Here is a 17,694-nt window from a genome sequence, read left to right on the forward strand (position 1 = left end):
GGTTTCAGCCCCGCAGCCGCAGCTTGTCTTCCGACCAGCCCAGCGACTCCAGCAGCGTCTTGGTGCCCAGCAGGAAGTTGTCGTCGTGCACCCAAGGCGCATAGACGCTTAGATGCTGGATCGGGGTGCCCGCCGCTTGCTGTGCGCTCAGCAGAGTGCGCAGCGCTTCGGTGTCCACCGCGCTCAGGATGAACAACACGTCGGCGGCTTGGTACAGCGCTTGCGGGTGCGCCTGGGGCAGCAGCGGCTCGGTGCGCGTGCTCAGCGCCAGCCCTTCGGCCAGCAGCAGGTTGTAGAGGACGCGCGGCAGGTGCTCGGGCTGCGGCGTGGCGATGAGGGCTTGCAGTTGCGCGATATCGGCCTGCGTGGCCTGGGCCAGCGGCTTTTGCAGGATGAGCGCGTGCGGGTCGTCGGCCAGTTCGAACACGCGAAAGCCCACGTCCAGCGCCGGGTGCAGCGCCTTGAGCTGCGCGCCCGCGCGGCGAATGCGCTCGGCCGTGATCTCGAAGATGGTGGCTTCGGGCTTGCCTAGGGTTTGGCTGACGAAGTGGTGCGCTTCTTTTTGCTTTTTGGCGTCGATGGGCTGGGGGATTTGCACCAGGATGAACTTGCGCTGGCCGCCGTCTTCGGCGTTGAGGCGCAGCACGGCTTCGGCGGTGGTGCCGGAGCCGGCGAAGAAGTCGAGAACTACGTCATCGCCATAGGTGGTGAGTTGGGCCAGTTCTGCGATTACGTCCGAGTTTTTGGGAAAAGGGAATACGCCTTTGCCCACTAAAGCCTCTACCTCAAGCGTGGCGGCACGACCATCGCGATAAAAGACCGAAAAAAAGGGCTCGCTATCGATCTCGTGCAGGTAGCTTTTGCGATTTGGAATGGTGCTTTCGTCTTCACCAAAGTGGATGCGTGGCGGATTTTCAGATAGCGCCCAGTTGGTTTTTTCCAGATCCCAGCGCCAACCCGTGGAGGGTTTTTTGCAGGGCTTTCCGGTGACCGGGTGCATGATGTCGTGACGCGGACGAGAAGCGCGGCCATCGTCGGGGCCTGCAAAGTTGTCTGCAAAGTACAGACCTCGGTCGTCCGACCAGTTGTAGTGTTTGTGGGCTTTGCGCGGGTCTTTGATAGGCAAGGTTCGGTACCAAGCCAGCATCGCAGAACGAATGGCCTCATGGTTGTTGTCCATTGCTAGCCGCAGTGCCTGGTAGTGCGCGAGCACAGCGTCTGCCCCGTTCTTGGAGCGTCGCCAGTCGCCGTTGCTCAAGGCGGCACTTTTGTCTTTGACGTAACACAGCAGGTATTCGTGGACGACCGCAATCAGTTTGGAGTCGCCTTTCTTTGAGCGCTGCCAAGTGACGGTGCTGACAAAATTCTCCTGCCCAAACACCTCATCACACAACAGCTTCAACTGCGCCTGCTCGTTGTCGTCGATCGAGATGAAGATCACGCCGTCGTCGCGCAGCAGATCGCGCGCCAGCAGCAGGCGCGGGTACATGAAGCTCAGCCAGCCGCTGTGGGTGCGCGCGCCGTAGATGTTTTTGATGTAATCGATGTGGTCTGCGCTGTAGCCCAAGGCGCGCAGCAGTTCGCTTTGCCGGGCCGTGAAGTCGTCGCGGTAGATGAAGGCGTCGCTCTGGGTGTTGTAGGGCGGGTCGATGTAGATCAGCTTGACTTTGCCAAAGTAGCTGTGGCGCAGCAGGCGCAACGCGTCGAGGTTGTCGCCTTTGAGGAGCAGGTTGCCGGTGTGCTCCCAGTCCACGCTGTCGGCGGGGCAGGGTTGCAGGATTTTTCTCGGTGGCACAAAGGCGCTGTGGTAGGCCTCGCGCTTGCCCACCCAGCGCAGCTCGTAGCCGTCTTCTTCGACCCGTATGCCGTCTGGGTTGGCCGGGTCCAGCGCCTGCTGGATGGCGGCGGCGTTGACGCGCACGCTGCCGTCGGGCGCGGTCTCGATGGCTTGGGGAAAGAGCGCGCGCAGCAGTTCGAGCTTGTGCGCCGCCGGGCTGGGGGCGTTGAGGAGAGGGGCAGACTGGGCGGCGGGCATGGCGAGAGCGTGGATGGCCCATAGGGCGGTTGGGTGGGGTGGGCTTAGCCCGGTTGGGAGGCGGCGCCGTCGTCGAACCAGTTGACGAGTTGCAAGCCCGGCACGCGCCCGAATTCGCGCGTGTTGCGCGTCACCAGGCACAGGCCATGGGCCAGCGCGATGCCGGCGATGAGGGTGTCGATGGGGCTGCCTTGGGCCTCGAGCTGGGCGCGGATGCGGGCGGCTTTTTCGGCGGCGGGTGGGTCGAAATCGTGGATCCGCAAGCGCCCTTGCAGCGCCGCCAGCTTGAGCAGTTGGGTCTGCGGCTGGGCCGATTTGTAGGCGCCGCTGAGCAGTTCCCATAGCACCGGGGTGCACAGGCGGATGTCGGTGTCGCGCTGCTGCGCCATATGCTGGCGCACGGCCCCTTGGTTTTTGAAGAAGTAAATCAGGATATTGGTGTCGAGCAGGTAGGGCATGGGCTCACCAGCTTTCGCGCGGTAGGTCGGGCACCTGGCCCGCGCGCAGGGCCTCGAGGGTGGGGAAGTCGTCGTCACCGGGGTGGCCCAAGGCGTCGAGTTCGGCGTAAAAGGTGGCCCAGTCGCTCTGGTGGCGGCGCTTTTCGGCGGCCGCAAACTGGGCAAACCATTGGCTGAGCGAGAGCTGCTGGCGCGCCGCCGCTGCGCGCGCCGCTTGCAGGGCCTCGTCTTCGACGTAAATGGTCACTTGCGCCATGGCACGCTCCACAATCGATCAGGGATGCAGGCAATTATAGGTGCGCGCCACTTATATCGTGGCCTTATATCGTGGCCTTCGTGCCCGAAGTGGGGAGTGGTGTGAAATGGTGGTATTACCCAATACAATCAGGTAACACATCCCAGCGAGGCAGCCGCCATGACCACCACCCTCACCGTCAAAGGGCAAGTCACCATTCCCAAGCAGATACGCGATGCCTTGGGCCTGACTCCCGGCAGCGCCGTGGATTTTGCCGTCAACCGCGACGGCAAGGTGGAGCTACACAAAGCCAACTGCCCACCGGGGAAAGGGGGTGCCAAGCCCCAGCCCGACCGCTTTGAAGCCGCGCGCGGCAAGGCCGACGTGAAGTGGCGCACGCAGGACCTCATGGCCCTGTTGCGCGGCTGATACGGCGCCAGCTCCGCCATGCTGGTGGACACGAACGTCCTGATAGACGTGCTGGAAAACGACCCCGACTGGGCCGACTGGTCGGTTGCCCGACTGCGTGCCCAGGCACAAATCCACCGTCTGGTCATCAACCCCGTCATTTACGCCGAGGTGTCGCTGGCCTTTGGCACCGTGGAGGCGCTGGACGAGGCGCTGGCGGCATTGCAGATCCCGGTCATCGAGATCCCCAAACCGGCGCTCTTTCTGGCTGGCAAAGCCTTTGTGAAGTACCGCCGCCAAGGCGGTACCAAGACCAACGTGCTGGCCGATTTCTTCATCGGCGCGCACGCCGCCGTGGTGGGGTTGCCGGTGCTGACGCGGGATGTGCGGCGCTATGCGGCGTACTTTCCGACGGTGCAGTTGGTTGCGCCTGAGCCGGGTTGAGCAACGCTAGCTGATCACGGCGTCGGGCACCTTCAGCGGGGGCCCGAGGGCGCGCAGCACATCGCGCACCAGTAGCGCGCGGTCTTTGGCTTCGGGTAGGGCGCGCTCGATGCGCAGTTTGTCGTTGCCGGCGAGTTTGATGTGGCGGTTTTTTTGCACCAGGTCGATGATGCGCTGCGGATCTAGCGGCGGGTTGGGCTTGAAGCCGATCAGGATCAGGCCCGGCGTGGCATCGACCTTTTGCACGCCGTAGGGGGCGGCGAGCACGCGCAGGCGGTGCACGTCGATCAGCGTTTGCGCCTGCGGCGGCAGCTTGCCAAAGCGGTCCACGATTTCTTCGAGCAAGGCGTCGATCTGCGCGCTGGTCTTGGCGCTGGCGAGCTTTTTGTACAGGCTCAGGCGCAGGTGCACGTCGCCGCAGTAGTCGCTGGGCAGCAGGGCCGGGGCGTGCAGGTTGATGTCGGTGGTCACGCCCAAGGGGCTGAGCAGATCGGGTTCGCGCCCGGCCTTGAGGGCATCGACTGCTTCGGCCAGCATCTCGTGGTAGAGCTGAAAACCGACTTCGAGCATGTTGCCGCTCTGGTTTTCGCCCAGCACCTCGCCCGCGCCCCGGATTTCGAGGTCGTGCATAGCGAGGTAAAAACCGCTGCCCAAGGCCTCCATCTGGCCGATGGCTTCGAGCCGCTGCTGCGCCGTTTTGCTCAGGCTGTCGATCTCGGGCACCATCAGGTAGGCGTAGGCTTGGTGGTGGCTGCGCCCGACGCGGCCGCGCAACTGGTGCAGCTGCGCCAGCCCAAACTTGTCGGCGCGGCTGATGAGGATGGTGTTGGCGCTGGGCACGTCGATGCCGGTTTCGATGATGGTCGAGCAAAGCAGCAGGTTGTGGCGCTGGGCCAAGAAGTCGCGCATCACGCGCTCGAGCTCGCGCTCGGGCAACTGGCCGTGGGCGACGGCGATGCGCGCCTCGGGCAGCAGCTGTTCCAGCTTTTGCTTGCGGTTTTCGATCGTTTCGACTTCGTTGTGCAGAAAATACACCTGCCCGCCGCGCTTGAGCTCGCGCAGCACGGCCTCGCGGATCACGCCATTGCCTTCGTTGCGCACGAAGGTTTTGATGGACAAGCGGCGCTGCGGCGCGGTGGCGATCACGCTCAGGTCGCGCAGCCCTTCGAGCGCCAGCCCGAGGGTGCGCGGGATCGGGGTGGCGGTGAGGGTGAGCACATCGACTTCGGCGCGCAGCGCCTTCATGGCCTCTTTGTGGCGCACGCCGAAGCGGTGCTCTTCGTCGATGATGAGCAGCCCGAGGTTTTTGAATTTCGTTTTTTCGCTCAGCAGCTTGTGGGTGCCGACGACGATATCCACGGTGCCGGCGGCGGTGCCTTGCAGGGCGGCGGTGATTTCGCGCGCACTGCGAAAGCGGCTCAGTTCGGCGATCTTCACCGGCCAGTTGGCAAAGCGGTCTTGCAGGGTCTGGTAGTGCTGCTCGGCCAGCAAGGTGGTGGGGGCCAGAAAGGCCACTTGCTTGCCGCCGCTCACCGCCACGAAGGCGGCGCGCAGCGCCACTTCGGTCTTGCCAAAGCCGACGTCGCCGCAGACCAGCCGGTCCATCGGGCGTGGGCTGATCAGGTCTTGGATCACGGCGTGGATGGCGGCTTTTTGGTCGGGCGTTTCTTCGAAGCCGAAGTCGTTGGCGAAGGCTTCGTAGTCTTTGGCCGGGAAGCGAAAGGCGTGGCCCTCGCGAGCGGCGCGGCGGGCGTAGAGGTTGAGCAGTTCGGCGGCGGCGTCGCGCACCTGTTCGGCGGCTTTGCGCCGCGCTTTATCCCACTGGCCCGAGCCCAGCCGGTGCAGCGGCGCTTCGTCGGCGCTCACGCCGGTGTAGCGGCTGATCTGGTGCAGTTGGCTCACCGGCACGTAGAGCACGGCGGCTTGGGCGTACTCGAGGTGCAAAAACTCTTGCAGCACGGGGCTGCCGTCGGGGTTTTTTTCGCCCAGATCGAGGTTGAGCAAGCCCCGGTAGCGGCCGATGCCGTGCTGGCTGTGTACCACCGGGTCGCCCAGTTGCAGCTCGCTCAGGTCTTTGATCAGCGCTTCGACGTCGCTGACCTGCTCTTGCTTTTTGCGCCGCCGGGTGCCGGGCTGGCTGGCAAAGAGCTCGGTTTCGGTGACGAAGTCGATGCCGCTGGGGGCGCTGCCTTGCTGCACCCACGCAAAGCCGCTGGCCAAGGCCGCCGTGGCTAGGCCAATGGGGGCCGGGCTGGCTTGGAAGTCGGCCAAGGACTCGAACAGCGGCGGGTTGAGGCCGCTGGCGCGCAAAAAATCGAGCAAGGTGGCGCGGCGGCCCTCGCTCTCGGCCAGCAGCAGCGCGCGCCGGGGGCTGCGCGCCAGGTGCGCTTTGAGGCGCTCGAGCGGGTCGTCGGCGGCGCGCTGGGCGGCCAGGTCGGGCAGCGGCTCGAAGGCGCTCGAGCCGGTGGGGTTGGTGGGGCTGGTGGCGGCGGCGTGGCTGGCGGGGGCGGGCGCCGGGCTGGTGCCGGGCGGGCTAGACGGCTCCTTGGGCGGGCGCAGCGCCACTTGGGGCAGCGCTTTGGCGGCGAGGTAGAAGCCTTCGGCATCCAGAAACAGGGTCTCGGGCGGCAGCGGCGGGCGCTCGGGGTCGCCTTGGGCCAGGCGGTGGCGCTCGGCGGTGTCCAGCGCAAAGCGCTGGAAGGCCGGTTCGAGCTCGCCGTGCAGCACCAGCGTGGTGGCGCTGCCGAGGTAGTCGAACACGGTCGCGGTCTGGTCAAAGAACAGCGGCAGGTAGTACTCGATGCCGGCGCTGGCCACGCCCGCGCCCATGTCTTTGTACAGGCGGCTGCGGCTCGGGTCGCCTTCGAGCAGTTCGCGCCAGCGGGCGCGGAACTTGGCGCGGCCGGTTTCGTCGAGCGGAAACTCGCGCCCGGGCAGCAGCCGCACCTCGGGCACCGGGTACAGGCTGCGCTGGGTGTCGGGGTCGAAGGTGCGGATCGAGTCGATCTCGTCGTCGAACAGGTCGATGCGGTAGGGCACCGCAGAGCCCATGGGGTAGAGGTCGATCAGGCTGCCGCGCACCGCGTATTCGCCCGGGCCCACCACCTGGCTCACGTGCTGGTAGCCGGCGAGCGTGAGCTGGGCCTTGAGGCGGGACGCATCGAGCCGTTGCTGTTGCTTGAACTCGAAGCTGTAGGCGGCCAGAAAGGCCGGCGGCGCCAGCCGGTAGAGCGCGGTGGTGGCGGGCACCAGCACCAGATCGGCACCTTGGGCGCGGTCGCGCTGCACGATGCGCCAGAGCGTGGCCAAGCGCTCCGAGATCAGGTCTTGGTGCGGCGAAAAGCTGTCGTAGGGCAGGGTTTCCCAATCCGGGAACAGAGCGCAGCGCAGCGTGGGCGCAAAAAACGGGATTTCTTCCAGCAGGCGCTGGGCGTCGGCGGCGTCGGCGCAGACCACGGCGGTGAGCCGGCCGGTGCCGCGTTCGCGTTCGGCCAGTTGCGCCAGCCACAAGGCGTCGGCGCTGCTGGGGGGGCGGGGCACGTGCAGGCGCTTGCCGGGGCTGAGTGGGGGCAGATTCATCGGGGGGTCTGGCGGGGTGCAGTGGCTAAGGCAGAGGCGCGGGGGTGAGGTTGCGGGTTGCGGGTTGCGGTTGCGAGCGAGGGCGAGGGCGAGGGCGAGGGCGAGGGCGAAATAGGGGGCGATAAAGGGTGCCTAGGGCGCAACAGCGCAGCAGCTGATTCTAAAATCACGCACCGTGACAGATCCTACCGCGCCCGCCATACCCGCTTTCCCGCCACCCCCCGAAACCGGGGCATCTGACGGCCCGCCGCCCATGCCCCCAAGCGCCCCTGGGCCGGCGAGGGGGGCTGCCTCTGAGGACGGGGCCGTGTGGGAGGGGGCAACCGCTTGGCAGGTCGCCAGCACCGATGCCCCGCCGCGCTGCTACGCCCTGATCACCAGCGCCGGCAACGGCAGTCGGGCGGTGCGATCGGATCAACCCACCCCCAAGCAATACCAGCTGCTCGCCGGCCAGCGCGTGATCGACCACACGCTGGCGGCTTTTTTGGCGCTGCCGCACTGGGCCGGGGTGGCGGTGGTGGTGGCGCCCGGTGACGCCGCCTACCAGGCGCCGGATGCGCGGGTGCGCGTGTGGCCTGTGGGCGGCGCGGTGCGCGCCCAGACGGTGCTCAACGGCTTGCAGCAACTGGCAGCCGCTGGGGCGCGCGACGCCGACTGGGTGCTGGTGCATGACGCTGCGCGCTGTCTGATCGAGCCGGCGCAGATCGAGCGCCTGATCGCGGCCTGTTGGCTCGACCCGGTGGGCGGCCTGCTGGCGCTGCCGCTGCCCGATACGCTCAAGGCGGCGGTTCCAACCCCAGCCCAAGCAGCGGCGCTCGGAGCCCCCGAAGCCCCAGCCTCGACCCCAGTCCAAGCCCAAGCCCAAGCCCAAGCTGCCGAGCCCGCGCCCATGCCCCGGGTGGCGGCCACGCTTGAGCGCGCCGACAAGTGGCTGGCGCAAACGCCGCAGATGTTCAGGCTCGGCGCTTTGCGCGCGGCGCTGGAGGCGCACCAAGGCAGCGGCTTTGCCGGCATCACCGACGAGGCCAGCGCCATCGAGCGCAGCGGCGCCCAGCCGCTGCTGGTGCCGGGCAGCGCGAGCAACTTCAAAATCACCTACCCGGCTGATTTCGCCTTGGCCGAGGCGCTGCTGGCGCAGCGGCAGGCAGCTCCCGCCCCCTGTGCACCAGCCAATCCGCTTGTCCCAGCCGCTCCATCCACACCCGAGGCCCCTGCCGCCATGAACCCAGTCAACCCTGCGCCAGCCCCCTCTGCTCCCAGCCAATCATTAGGCCTAGGCCTGCGCATCGGCGAAGGCTGGGACATCCACGCGCTGGTGCCGGGGCGGCCGCTGATTTTGGGCGGCATCCACATTCCGCACCCCAGCGGCCTGCTCGGCCATTCCGACGCCGACGCGCTGCTGCACGCCATCACCGACGCGCTGCTGGGTGCGGCGGCGCTGGGCGACATCGGCACCCTGTTCCCCGACACCGACGCGCGCTTTGCCGGTGCCGATTCGGCTCAGTTGCTGGCGCACGCCATGCAGCGCGTGGCCGCTCAGGGCTATCTGGTGCTCAACCTCGACACCACCGTGATCGCCCAAGCCCCCAAGCTGGCCCCCTACAAGGCGGCCATGCAGGCGCGCATTGCGGCCGTGCTGGGGCTGCAACCCAGCCAAGTCAATGTCAAAGCCAAGACCGCCGAAAAAATGGGGCCGGTCGGGCAGGGCTTGGCGATCGAATGCCGGGCCGTGGCCCTGTTGCAGCGCGTGGGCTGAGGCGCTGGGTGCGCCTGCGCCCCCTTCAAACCCGTGCCGCCTAATCAGCCGCTGGCAAACGCAGCCGCGCCAGCAGGCCACCGGCGACGCCGTTGCGTAACTCCAGCGCACCGCCCATGATTTGCAGCGTTTTGTCGGCGATCGCCAGCCCCAGGCCGCTGCCGTTGGCGGCGGTGCGGGCGCTGTCGGCGCGAAAAAAGGGCTCGGTCAGGCGCCCCAGCAGCTGCGGCGGCACGCCCGGGCCCTGGTCGGCCAGTTGCAGCGTCACCGTCTGGTCTGGCCCGGCGGACGCGCTGATCTTCAGCCGCAGCAGGCCGTCGGGGCTGCGGCCGTAGCGCGAGGCGTTTTGCAGCAGGTTGTCGAACACGCGGCGCAGCTCCACCGGCTCGGCGAGCACCCGCAAGCCGGGGGGCAAATCGAGCGCCACCGCGCAGTCTGGCGCACCTTGATAGGGCAGCAAGGCGGCGGCGATGAGCTCGGCCAAGGCCACCGGCTGCAGCTGCGGTGTGTGCTCGACGCGGGCGTAGTCGAGGAACTTGTCGATGATGGCATTGGCTTGCTCGATGTCGGCCGCCATCAGCTGCCGGGTGGCCTCGTCGGGCACGCTCAGCTCGATTTCCAGCCGCAGCCGCGCCAGCGGGGTGCGCAGATCGTGCGAAATGCCCGCCAGCATCAGCGTGCGGTCGGCCTCGGCCTTGGCCAGTTGCTCGGCCATGCGGTTGAAGCCGATGTTGACGGCGCGGATCTCGTGCGTGGCCTCGGTTTCATCGAGCCGCGGCCCCGTGAAGTCGCCCGCGCGCACGCGTGCCGTGGCGGCGCTGAGCTGCAGCAGCGGTCGGTTGATCAGGCGGGCAAACACCGCCGCTCCGAGCAAGGACAAGGCCGCCGCAATGCCGAGCCAGACCAGCCACGTGGCGCCGCCGACTTGCCCCACCCGCGCCGGATCGGCCAGCAGCCAAAAGTTGTCGCCCCCGATTTCAAAGCCGATCCACAGACCATCAAAACCATTCACCTGGCGCGCCACCAGCGTTTGCGGCCCCAGCATGTGGGCCAATTCGGCGCTGATGCGCCGGCTCAAGCGGTCTTGGTCGTAGGGCAAGTGGGTGTCGGCGCTTTCGCGCACCGCAATGCGCAGGTTTTCCTGCTGCAGCAAGGTGGTGACGAGCGAAATGCGAGCAATTGGGTCGGCGTGCGCGAGCGCGGCGCGCGTCAAGTTGACGAGCGAGGCCAGCTGCTGCGCGCTTTGCACCGCACGCGGTTCTTCTTCGAGGGTGCGCAGGGTTTGAAACCAGGCCAGCACCGAACCCAGCAACAAAACGCCGAGCAACAAAAAAGTGCGGCCAAACAGGCTCAGGCCCACGCCACTGGGTTTGCGGCCCGCCTTGGGCGCGGGGGGCAGCGGATCAGCTTTGGCCATCGGGGACGAATACGTAGCCCACCCCCCAGACGGTTTGCAGGTAGCGCGGTGCGCCGGGGTCGGTTTCGATGAGTTTGCGCAGGCGCGAGACCTGCACATCGAGGCTGCGGTCAAAGGGCTCGAACTCGCGCCCACGTGCCAGTTGCGCCAGCTTGTCGCGTGACAGCGGCTGGCGCGGATGCCGCACCAAGGCTTTGAGCATGGCAAATTCGCCGCTGGTCAGGCTGATGTCGGTGCCGTTTTTTTGCAGGGTGCGTTGCCCAAGGTCGAGCACGAAAGGGCCGAATTGCACCACTTCGTGCGCGCTCGATGGGGCGCTGGGCACTTCGGGCGGGGGCCGGCGGCGCAACACGGCGTGAATGCGCGCCAGCAGCTCGCGCGGGTTGAAGGGCTTGCCCAGGTAATCGTCGGCCCCAATCTCCAGCCCCACGATGCGGTCCACGTCTTCGCCCTTGGCAGTGAGCATGATGATGGGGGTGCGCAGCCGGCCCGCGCGCAAGCGCCTGCAAATGCTCAACCCGTCTTCGCCGGGCAGCATGAGGTCGAGCACGATCAGGTCGAAGGTCTCGCGTTGCAGCAGTTTGTCGAGCGCGCGCGCATCGGCCGCCAGCAACACCTCGAAGCCCTGTTGGCTCAGGTAGCGGTTGAGCAGCTCACGGATGCGGGCGTCGTCATCCACCACCACGATGCGGTCGGCTCGGGTGGGCGGCGGTTCTGGGGTGGCGTATGGCATGGCAGGCTTGGGTGCGTGAGCTGGGGCGGCGAGGGCCATTGTGACACCGGGCGGCCCAGGCCGGGTGCTTGATAAGCTTGGGGGATACGCGCCGTTACAGTTGTTGCGCTTGTGTACCGCCTTGGGCACAGGCAACGGCGGACGCTTGATGGCACACTGAAAGCGCGCTGGGACAGGCGGCAAAGCCTGTGTAGCAGTTACCCATTTTTTTGGAGCGAAGCAATGACTTTTAACGCTTTTTTGTGTCTAATCCGCACCAGACGTGCCGTGACGGTTGCGGCATTGGGGCTGGGCCTAGGCTTGGGTTTGCTGGGCGCCGGCACTGCCTTGGCTCAAACCCAGCCCAATCCGGCTTGGATGCAGCCGCTGCCCCACAACGTGGTGCAACTGAGCGCCACGGCGCGGCAGCAAGCGCGCCAAGACTGGCTCACCCTGACGCTGACCCAACGCGTGCAAGGCACCGACCCGGCGGCTTTGCAGCGCCAGCTCAGCCGCAGTGTGGAGGCGGCGTTGCAACAGCTGCGGCCCCAGGTGCGCAGCGGCGAATTCGAGCTCAGCTCGGGCGGCTTCAGTTTGCAGCCGCGCCACAACGCCGAGGGCCAGATCGTGGGCTGGCATGGCTCAGCCGAGGTGCTGGTGCAGGGGCGCGATCTGGCCGCGCTGGCGGCGGTGCCGGCTCAAGTGCGCGGCCTGAGCGTGTCGCAAATGCAGTTCTCGCTCAGCCCGCAAGCGCGCCAGCAGCTCGAGGCCGGGGTGCGCAGCGCCGCCATCGAGCGCTTTCGCGCCAGCGCCCAGCTGGTGGCGCGCGACTTCGGCTTTGGCGGCTACACCTTGCGCGAAGTCGCGATCAGCGCGGCGGAGCCCGAGTTTGCCGGGCGTCCGCGCCTGATGATGGCGGCGCAGGCCCGCCTCGATACGGCCGAGGTGGCACTGCCCGCCGAACCCGGCTCGGAATGGGTGCACATCACGGTGTCCGGGGCGGTGCAGTTGCAATAGCCACCGGCGACCCCGGCCAACGCAACGAGAGGCTCAGGGCTACGAGAAACGGGCTGGCGGGCTTACTGCGCCGCCCAGCCGCCATCCATGTTCCAGGCCGCGCCGCGCACGTTGGCGGCCGCTGGCGAGCAGAAAAACACCGCCAGCGCACCCAGCTCTTCGGGCGTGGTGAACTGCAGCGAGGGCTCCTTCTCGCACAGCAGATGCTTGGTGGCTTCGGCGTTGCTCAGGCCCAGCGCGGCGGCGCGTTCATCCACTTGTTTTTGCACCAGCGGCGTGAGCACCCAGCCGGGGCAGATGGCGTTGCAGGTCACGCCCGTGGTGGCGGTTTCGAGCGCCACCACCTTGGTCAGGCCCACCAGCCCGTGCTTGGCCGCCACATAGGCCGACTTGTAGGCCGAGGCCACCAGCCCGTGCACCGAGGCCACGTTGATGATGCGGCCCCAGTTGGCTGCCTTCATGGCCGGCAGCGCCAGCCGGGTGGTGTGAAAGGCACTGCTCAGGTTGATCGCCAGCACCGCGTCCCAGCGCTCGGGCGCAAAGTCCTCGATCGGGGCCACGTGCTGGATGCCGGCGTTGTTGACCAGAATATCGACGCGCCCAAACTCGGCCGCTGCGGCGCGCAGCATGGTTTCGATCTGCTGCGGCTGGCTCATGTCGGCCCCTTGGTAGCCCACCCGGGCCCCCGGTGCGGCCACGGCCGCCACTTCGGCGCAGGCCGCTTGCGCGTCGCCAAAGCCGTTGAGCACCAGGTGCGCGCCTTGCTGCGCCAGCGCCTTGGCGATCCCGAGGCCAATGCCACTGGTGGAACCCGTGACCAAAGCCGTCTTGTTTGCGAGCATGAACCGTCTCCATTTGATTTACGATAGGTGGCATTATCCAATGGAGCTGGGCGGCCACCGGTGCCCTGCGCCACCTGCATAGGGAGACAAGGCTACGACATGGAACCTGTATTGCATCATCTGGCCGTACCCGGCCCGCTGGCCACGCACGGCGAACCGCGCCGCATCGCTTGGTGGGAGTGGGGCAGCGAGGCCGCGGCACCCAAAGGCCCGGCGCAGGTGGTGCTGTGCGTGCACGGCCTGACGCGCCAAGGGCGCGACTTCGACGTGCTGGCGCAAGCGCTGCTGGCGCAGGCGCAGCGTCAGCAGCGGCCGCTGCGCGTGCTGTGCGTCGACGTGGCCGGGCGCGGCCACAGCGACTGGCTGGCCGACCCGGCCGCCTACGGCGTGCCCACCTACGCCGCCGATCTGGCGCTGCTGTTGGCGCACCTGCGCGCCAACCACGCCGCGGCCACCGGCAGCGCCGAGCCCGCCGAACTGGCCATCGACTGGGTGGGCACCAGCATGGGCGGCCTGATCGGCATGGCGCTGGCGGCCCAGCCCGGGTTGGGCTTGCGCCGGCTGGTGCTCAACGACGTCGGGCCGGTGATCGAGGCCGCCGCGCTGCGCCGCATCGCCACCTATGTGGGCACGCAAGGGGTCTATGCCAGCGAGCAAGACGCGGTGCAGGCGCTGGCGCAGTTGCACTGGGGCTTTGGCCCGCACAGCCCCGAGCAGTGGCTGGCCCTGTCGCGCCCCATGCTGCGGCCGGTGCAAGGCGGCTGGGCGCTGCACTACGACCCAGCGATCGCGCAACCGCTGCGCGCTCTGGTGGCGGCGGGCGAGGCCGTGGGCAGCGCTCCAGACCCCAGCGCCGGCGCCGCCATCCACGCCGGCGAGGCGCTGCTGTGGCAGATGTACGAGGCCATCACCGCTGCGGTGCTGTTGTTGCGCGGAGCCGAGTCCGACCTGCTCAGCCACGCCACGGCGCTGGCCATGACGCAGCGCGGCCCGCGCGCACGCCTGCTCGAGTTTGCGGGCGTGGGCCACGCGCCCACGCTGGTGGCCCCCGAGCAGGTGGCGCCGGTGTGCGAATTTCTGTTGGCGCCATGAGATCGGCCCCCCCAGCGCCCGATCCGTCGGTTGCTCCGGACGCCCCGGCAGACGGAGCAGCCGTTGCGCAGTGGCAGGCCCGCGTTGCCGACGAGCAGGCCGCGGTGCTGCGTGCGCGCGCCTTTGCCGAACCACTGTTGGCCAGCGAAACCCTCGATACCGGCGAGAACACGCTGGCCCATGCCGACGGCGTGGCCGCCGTGCTCGACCTCATCGGTGGCGGTGCCGAGCTCAAAGTCAGCACCTATCTGGTCTATGCCTGCGAGCACCTGAACCGCCCGCGCGAGCTCATCACCAAAGCCTTTGGCAGCGATCTGGCTGCGGTGGCGCTGGAAACCACCAAGCTGGTGCAACTGCAGCGCCAGACGCGAATCAAGGCGGCCCAGGTGCGCCAAGAGCGCGCCAGCGCGGCCGAACCCGGCGGCACCCAGCGCGCCGCCCCCAGCGAGCTCGAAGCCAGCCAGCACGAAAATATTCGCAAGATGCTGCTGGCGTTTTCGCGCGATCTGCGCGTGGTGCTGCTGCGTCTGGCCTCGCGCCTGCAAACGCTGCGCTACATCGCAGCCGCCAAACTCTCCCCCGACCCCGCCCTGGCGAGCGAATCGCTGCACGTGTTTGCGCCCTTGGCCAACCGCCTGGGTATCTGGCCGATCAAGTGGGAGATCGAAGACCAGGCTTTTCGCTTCCTCGAGCCGCAGACCTACAAAGAGATCGCACGCCGCATCGACGAAAAACGCATCGAGCGCGAGAGTCACGTCGAACAGGTGCGCCAGCGCCTGCAGCAGGCACTGCGTGCCCAGGGCATCGCCGCCGAGGTGCAAGGGCGGCCCAAGCACATCTACAGCATCGTCAAAAAAATGCGTGGCAAGGCGCTCGATTTCGAGCAGGTGTTCGACCTGCGCGCGCTGCGCGTGGTGGTGCCGCAGATCGAGGACTGCTACCGCGTGCTGGCCTTCGCGCACGCCCATTACAGCCCGGTGCCCGAGGAGTTTGACGACTACATCGGCAAGCCCAAACCCAACGGCTACCAGTCGCTGCACACCGTGATCCGCGACGCGCAAGGCCACGCCTTCGAGCTGCAGATCCGCACCCAGGCCATGCACGACCACGCCGAGCACGGGGTGGCGGCGCACTGGGCCTACAAAGAGGCGGGCGGCAAAGGCTACGAGGGTGTGCACGCCGATTCCGACTACGACGCCAAAATCGCCGTGCTGCGCCAGCTGCTGGCTTGGCAGAGCGACGTTGAGAGCGAGCGCCGCAAGCAGGCCACGCAGCCGCTGTTTGACGACGCCATTTACGTGCTCACGCCGCACGCGGCCATCGTCGAGCTGCCCAAGGGGGCCACGGCGCTCGATTTTGCTTACACCGTGCACACCGACCTCGGGCACCGCTGCCGTGGCGCGCGCGTCGATGGCGCCATGCTCGCCCTCAACACGCCGCTGCAAACGGGTCAGACGGTCGAGATCATCGCCAGCAAAGACGGCGGCCCCTCGCGCGACTGGCTCAACCCAGAGCAGGGCTACCTGGTGAGCCACCGCGCCAAAAGCAAGGTGCGGGCCTGGTTCAATGCCCAAGCGGTGCACAGCACCATCCAGCGCGGCCGCGAGCTGCTCGACAAATGGTTGCAGCGCGAGGGCAAAACCGCGCTCAACCTCGACGAGTTGGCCAACCGCATCGGCTACGACCACGCCGCCGGCCTGTGCGAGGCGCTGGGCAAAGAGGAAATCACGCTGCGCACGGTCGAGCAGCTGCTCAACCCCACCCCGGCGCTGCAAGCCCCGGACGAGGTGCAGCTGCGCAAGGCACGCCACAGCCCGGCCCGCGCCCCGCAGGGCAGCGTGCTGGTGGTGGGGCTGGACTCGGTGCTCACGCAACTGGCGCGCTGCTGCAAACCGGCGCCGCCCGACGACATCCGGGGCTACATCACGCGCGGCAAAGGGGTGGGCGTGCACCGGGCCGACTGCCCCGACTACGCCACGCTGGCGCAGCGCCACCCGGGCCGGGTGATCGAAGTGCAGTGGAACGGCGTGGCCGCCAAAGGCGATGTCGCCACCCACTACGCCGTCGACGTGGCGATCGAGGCCCAAGACCGCCAAGGCCTACTGCGCGACATTTCCGACACCTTTGCCAGCCAGAAAATCAACGTCATCGGCGTGCAGACGCAAAGCGTGAAAGGGGTGGCCTGGATGACCTTCACAATCGAAGTCACCGACGCCAGCCGGGTGCAGCGCGTCATGGCGGCGCTGCAAGACGTGGCCGGGGTGCGCAGCGTGCGCCGACGCTAAAAAGCCGTGCTACAATCGCAAGCTTGCAACCGACCTCAGGCGCGTAGCTCAGCTGGTTAGAGCACCACCTTGACATGGTGGGGGTCGTTGGTTCGAGTCCAATCGCGCCTACCAATTACGTTGTTTCGAGAAGCCTCAAAGTGTTTAGCTTTGAGGCTTTTTTCATTTCTGGACAACGGGTTATGAGAGATTTTCACCTCTTGTTTGTCGTTTAGTGTCGCATAGTGTTTCAGGGTGTTTTGCATTTGCTGTGGGTAACGTTGGTGGGTAGACTGAATGCACAAGTCACTGTTACCCACATCTCAGATACCCACACCCACCATGCTCTCCGACTCCAAGATCCGCGCTGCCAAACCCAGGGCCAAGCTCTACAAGATTGCTGACGAGCGAGGCCTCGTCATGCTCGTCATGCCCAACGGCTCCAAGCTGTGTATCCGGCAGACAGTCGCTCTGGACGATGGCCAGCAGCTGGCCTATTCAGCGTTGGTGCTGGCGACGGGAACGAAGGCACGACGCTTTCCTCTGCTGGACCGGGGGGCAAGCAACGCGCTTTCCTTGCGGACCGCATCCGATGCGATGGCTCTGCGTCAACAGCTGGCATCCGCTGAGAGCGTGGTGGTACTCGGCGGAGGCTTCATCGGCCTTGAAGTTGCGGCCACAGCCCGTACTCTGGGCAAGCGTGTCACTGTGATCGAGATGGCTCCGCGCTTGATGGGTCGATCTGTGTCGGCTGCTCTGGCCGAGCACGTTCGTTCAGTTCACGCCTCCCAGGGTATTGATATCCGCCTGGGAGCCGTTGTGCAATCTGTCCTGTGCGACGGCGGCCGTGTCGTGGCGGTACACCTCTCTGACGAGGTCATACCGTGTGACTTGCTGTTGGTCGCGATCGGCGCTGAGCCGGACGTGCAACTCGCGCAAGAGGCAGGTTTGGCGTGTGATAACGGCATTGTGGTGGATGCAGGCATGTCAACGTCTGACCCCACCATTTTTGCGATCGGTGACTGCACGTCTTTCCCGGTTGGGGCTGGGCGGCGGTTGCGCCTGGAGTCGATCCAGAATGCCAATGACCAAGCTCGCGTTCTGGCTGCCCGGCTGGCGGGGCAGGAGGCCGTTTATGCTCCGATTCCCTGGTTTTGGTCTGAGCAAGGCGGGCTCCGTTTGCAAATGGTCGGTCTGTTACCATTGCAGGTCACGACCTATCGTCGAGACGGCAGCAACCCGGGCATCTTCTCGCTATTCCACTTTGAGGGCGGTCAATTGCGCTGTGTGGAGTCGGTGAATGCGCCGATGGACCACATGGTGGCTCGCAAGTGGATTGAAGCGGGGCGTTCGCCGTCACCCGAACAAGTCGTCAACACCGATCTTCCACTCAAAACACTCCTGTCGCAGTAATGGGATAGAAGATCAAACCGTT

14 protein-coding genes and 1 tRNA gene are annotated in these 17,694 nt (G+C 66.7%); 8 read left to right on the top strand and 7 right to left on the bottom strand.

The window, feature by feature from the left end:
• Positions 1 to 4 precede the first annotated feature (4 nt).
• From ACVMK0_RS02320 to ACVMK0_RS02330, 3 genes are read right to left on the bottom strand one after another with little or no spacing between them, the layout of a single operon-like run.
• Complete coding sequence (locus ACVMK0_RS02320; protein WP_476464159.1) at positions 5 to 2,035, bottom strand: site-specific DNA-methyltransferase; 2,031 nt, start codon at positions 2,033 to 2,035, stop codon at positions 5 to 7.
• Positions 2,036 to 2,079: 44 nt separating this feature from the next.
• The gene (locus tag ACVMK0_RS02325; RefSeq protein ID WP_476464160.1) at positions 2,080 to 2,493 is read right to left on the bottom strand and encodes a PIN domain-containing protein; all 414 of its coding nucleotides are present in this window, start codon (positions 2,491 to 2,493) and stop codon (positions 2,080 to 2,082) included.
• Positions 2,494 to 2,497: 4 nt separating this feature from the next.
• Positions 2,498 to 2,749, bottom strand: a complete 252-nt coding sequence (locus ACVMK0_RS02330) for a hypothetical protein (RefSeq protein WP_045534688.1) — start codon at positions 2,747 to 2,749, stop codon at positions 2,498 to 2,500.
• A 159-nt stretch (positions 2,750 to 2,908) separates the two neighbouring features.
• Between ACVMK0_RS02330 and ACVMK0_RS02335 the strand changes: the two genes are divergently transcribed.
• Positions 2,909 to 3,157 (top strand): AbrB/MazE/SpoVT family DNA-binding domain-containing protein, encoded by a 249-nt coding sequence (locus ACVMK0_RS02335; protein ID WP_476464161.1) that lies wholly within the window; start codon positions 2,909 to 2,911, stop codon positions 3,155 to 3,157.
• Positions 3,158 to 3,175: 18 nt separating this feature from the next.
• Positions 3,176 to 3,580: a type II toxin-antitoxin system VapC family toxin gene (locus ACVMK0_RS02340; RefSeq protein ID WP_476464162.1), complete on the top strand. Its 405-nt coding sequence runs from the start codon at positions 3,176 to 3,178 to the stop codon at positions 3,578 to 3,580.
• Between the two features lie 6 nt (positions 3,581 to 3,586).
• Here ACVMK0_RS02340 and mfd read toward each other — a convergent pair whose 3' ends face one another.
• Positions 3,587 to 7,159 (bottom strand): transcription-repair coupling factor, encoded by a 3,573-nt coding sequence (gene mfd / locus ACVMK0_RS02345; protein WP_476464163.1) that lies wholly within the window; start codon positions 7,157 to 7,159, stop codon positions 3,587 to 3,589.
• A gap of 307 nt (positions 7,160 to 7,466) precedes the next feature.
• Between mfd and ispF the strand changes: the two genes are divergently transcribed.
• Complete coding sequence (gene ispF, locus ACVMK0_RS02350; protein WP_476464164.1) at positions 7,467 to 8,915, top strand: 2-C-methyl-D-erythritol 2,4-cyclodiphosphate synthase; 1,449 nt, start codon at positions 7,467 to 7,469, stop codon at positions 8,913 to 8,915.
• 40 nt (positions 8,916 to 8,955) lie between these two features.
• Here the strand turns inward: ispF and ACVMK0_RS02355 are convergent, their stop codons facing one another.
• Both ACVMK0_RS02355 and ompR read right to left on the bottom strand, forming a co-directional pair.
• The gene (locus tag ACVMK0_RS02355) at positions 8,956 to 10,332 is read right to left on the bottom strand and encodes an ATP-binding protein (RefSeq protein ID WP_476464165.1); all 1,377 of its coding nucleotides are present in this window, start codon (positions 10,330 to 10,332) and stop codon (positions 8,956 to 8,958) included.
• Entirely contained in the window at positions 10,319 to 11,065 is a 747-nt protein-coding gene (ompR, locus tag ACVMK0_RS02360) for an osmolarity response regulator transcription factor OmpR (protein ID WP_476464166.1), read from the bottom strand. The genes ACVMK0_RS02355 and ompR overlap by 14 nt, the downstream gene beginning before the upstream one ends.
• A 222-nt stretch (positions 11,066 to 11,287) precedes the next feature.
• Here ompR and ACVMK0_RS02365 point away from each other — a divergent pair, with 222 nt between their 5' ends.
• A complete protein-coding gene (locus ACVMK0_RS02365; RefSeq protein ID WP_476464167.1) occupies positions 11,288 to 12,061 on the top strand; it encodes an SIMPL domain-containing protein in 774 nt (257 codons plus the stop codon).
• Positions 12,062 to 12,123: 62 nt separating this feature from the next.
• On the opposite strand, the gene ACVMK0_RS02370 is transcribed toward ACVMK0_RS02365, so the two are convergent.
• Positions 12,124 to 12,903: a 3-hydroxybutyrate dehydrogenase gene (locus ACVMK0_RS02370; RefSeq protein ID WP_476464168.1), complete on the bottom strand. Its 780-nt coding sequence runs from the start codon at positions 12,901 to 12,903 to the stop codon at positions 12,124 to 12,126.
• 99 nt (positions 12,904 to 13,002) lie between these two features.
• Here ACVMK0_RS02370 and ACVMK0_RS02375 point away from each other — a divergent pair, with 99 nt between their 5' ends.
• The 4 genes from ACVMK0_RS02375 to ACVMK0_RS02390 all read left to right on the top strand — a co-directional run bounded on the left by ACVMK0_RS02375 (position 13,003) and on the right by ACVMK0_RS02390 (position 17,672).
• A complete protein-coding gene (locus ACVMK0_RS02375) occupies positions 13,003 to 13,995 on the top strand; it encodes an alpha/beta fold hydrolase (RefSeq protein WP_476464169.1) in 993 nt (330 codons plus the stop codon).
• A complete protein-coding gene (locus ACVMK0_RS02380; RefSeq protein WP_476464170.1) occupies positions 13,992 to 16,280 on the top strand; it encodes a RelA/SpoT family protein in 2,289 nt (762 codons plus the stop codon). The genes ACVMK0_RS02375 and ACVMK0_RS02380 overlap by 4 nt, the downstream gene beginning before the upstream one ends.
• A gap of 37 nt (positions 16,281 to 16,317) precedes the next feature.
• Positions 16,318 to 16,394 (top strand) — tRNA-Val (locus ACVMK0_RS02385).
• A 207-nt stretch (positions 16,395 to 16,601) separates the two neighbouring features.
• Positions 16,602 to 17,672 (top strand): FAD-dependent oxidoreductase, encoded by a 1,071-nt coding sequence (locus tag ACVMK0_RS02390; protein ID WP_476464171.1) that lies wholly within the window; start codon positions 16,602 to 16,604, stop codon positions 17,670 to 17,672.
• Positions 17,673 to 17,694 lie beyond the last annotated feature (22 nt).

It is taken from the genome of Serpentinimonas sp. SSL01 (genome assembly GCF_056323735.1).

Coding starts and splice junctions, on each gene's coding strand:
- ACVMK0_RS02320 (WP_476464159.1), bottom strand. CDS start 2,035: ATGCCCGCCGCCCAGTCTGCCCCTCTCCTCAACGCCCCCAGCCCGGCG.
- ACVMK0_RS02325 (WP_476464160.1), bottom strand. CDS start 2,493: ATGCCCTACCTGCTCGACACCAATATCCTGATTTACTTCTTCAAAAAC.
- ACVMK0_RS02330 (WP_045534688.1), bottom strand. CDS start 2,749: ATGGCGCAAGTGACCATTTACGTCGAAGACGAGGCCCTGCAAGCGGCG.
- ACVMK0_RS02335 (WP_476464161.1), top strand. CDS start 2,909: ATGACCACCACCCTCACCGTCAAAGGGCAAGTCACCATTCCCAAGCAG.
- ACVMK0_RS02340 (WP_476464162.1), top strand. CDS start 3,176: ATGCTGGTGGACACGAACGTCCTGATAGACGTGCTGGAAAACGACCCC.
- mfd (WP_476464163.1), bottom strand. CDS start 7,159: ATGAATCTGCCCCCACTCAGCCCCGGCAAGCGCCTGCACGTGCCCCGC.
- ACVMK0_RS02355 (WP_476464165.1), bottom strand. CDS start 10,332: ATGGCCAAAGCTGATCCGCTGCCCCCCGCGCCCAAGGCGGGCCGCAAA.
- ompR (WP_476464166.1), bottom strand. CDS start 11,065: ATGCCATACGCCACCCCAGAACCGCCGCCCACCCGAGCCGACCGCATC.
- ACVMK0_RS02365 (WP_476464167.1), top strand. CDS start 11,288: ATGACTTTTAACGCTTTTTTGTGTCTAATCCGCACCAGACGTGCCGTG.
- ACVMK0_RS02370 (WP_476464168.1), bottom strand. CDS start 12,903: ATGCTCGCAAACAAGACGGCTTTGGTCACGGGTTCCACCAGTGGCATT.
- ACVMK0_RS02375 (WP_476464169.1), top strand. CDS start 13,003: ATGGAACCTGTATTGCATCATCTGGCCGTACCCGGCCCGCTGGCCACG.
- ACVMK0_RS02380 (WP_476464170.1), top strand. CDS start 13,992: ATGAGATCGGCCCCCCCAGCGCCCGATCCGTCGGTTGCTCCGGACGCC.
- ACVMK0_RS02390 (WP_476464171.1), top strand. CDS start 16,602: ATGCTCTCCGACTCCAAGATCCGCGCTGCCAAACCCAGGGCCAAGCTC.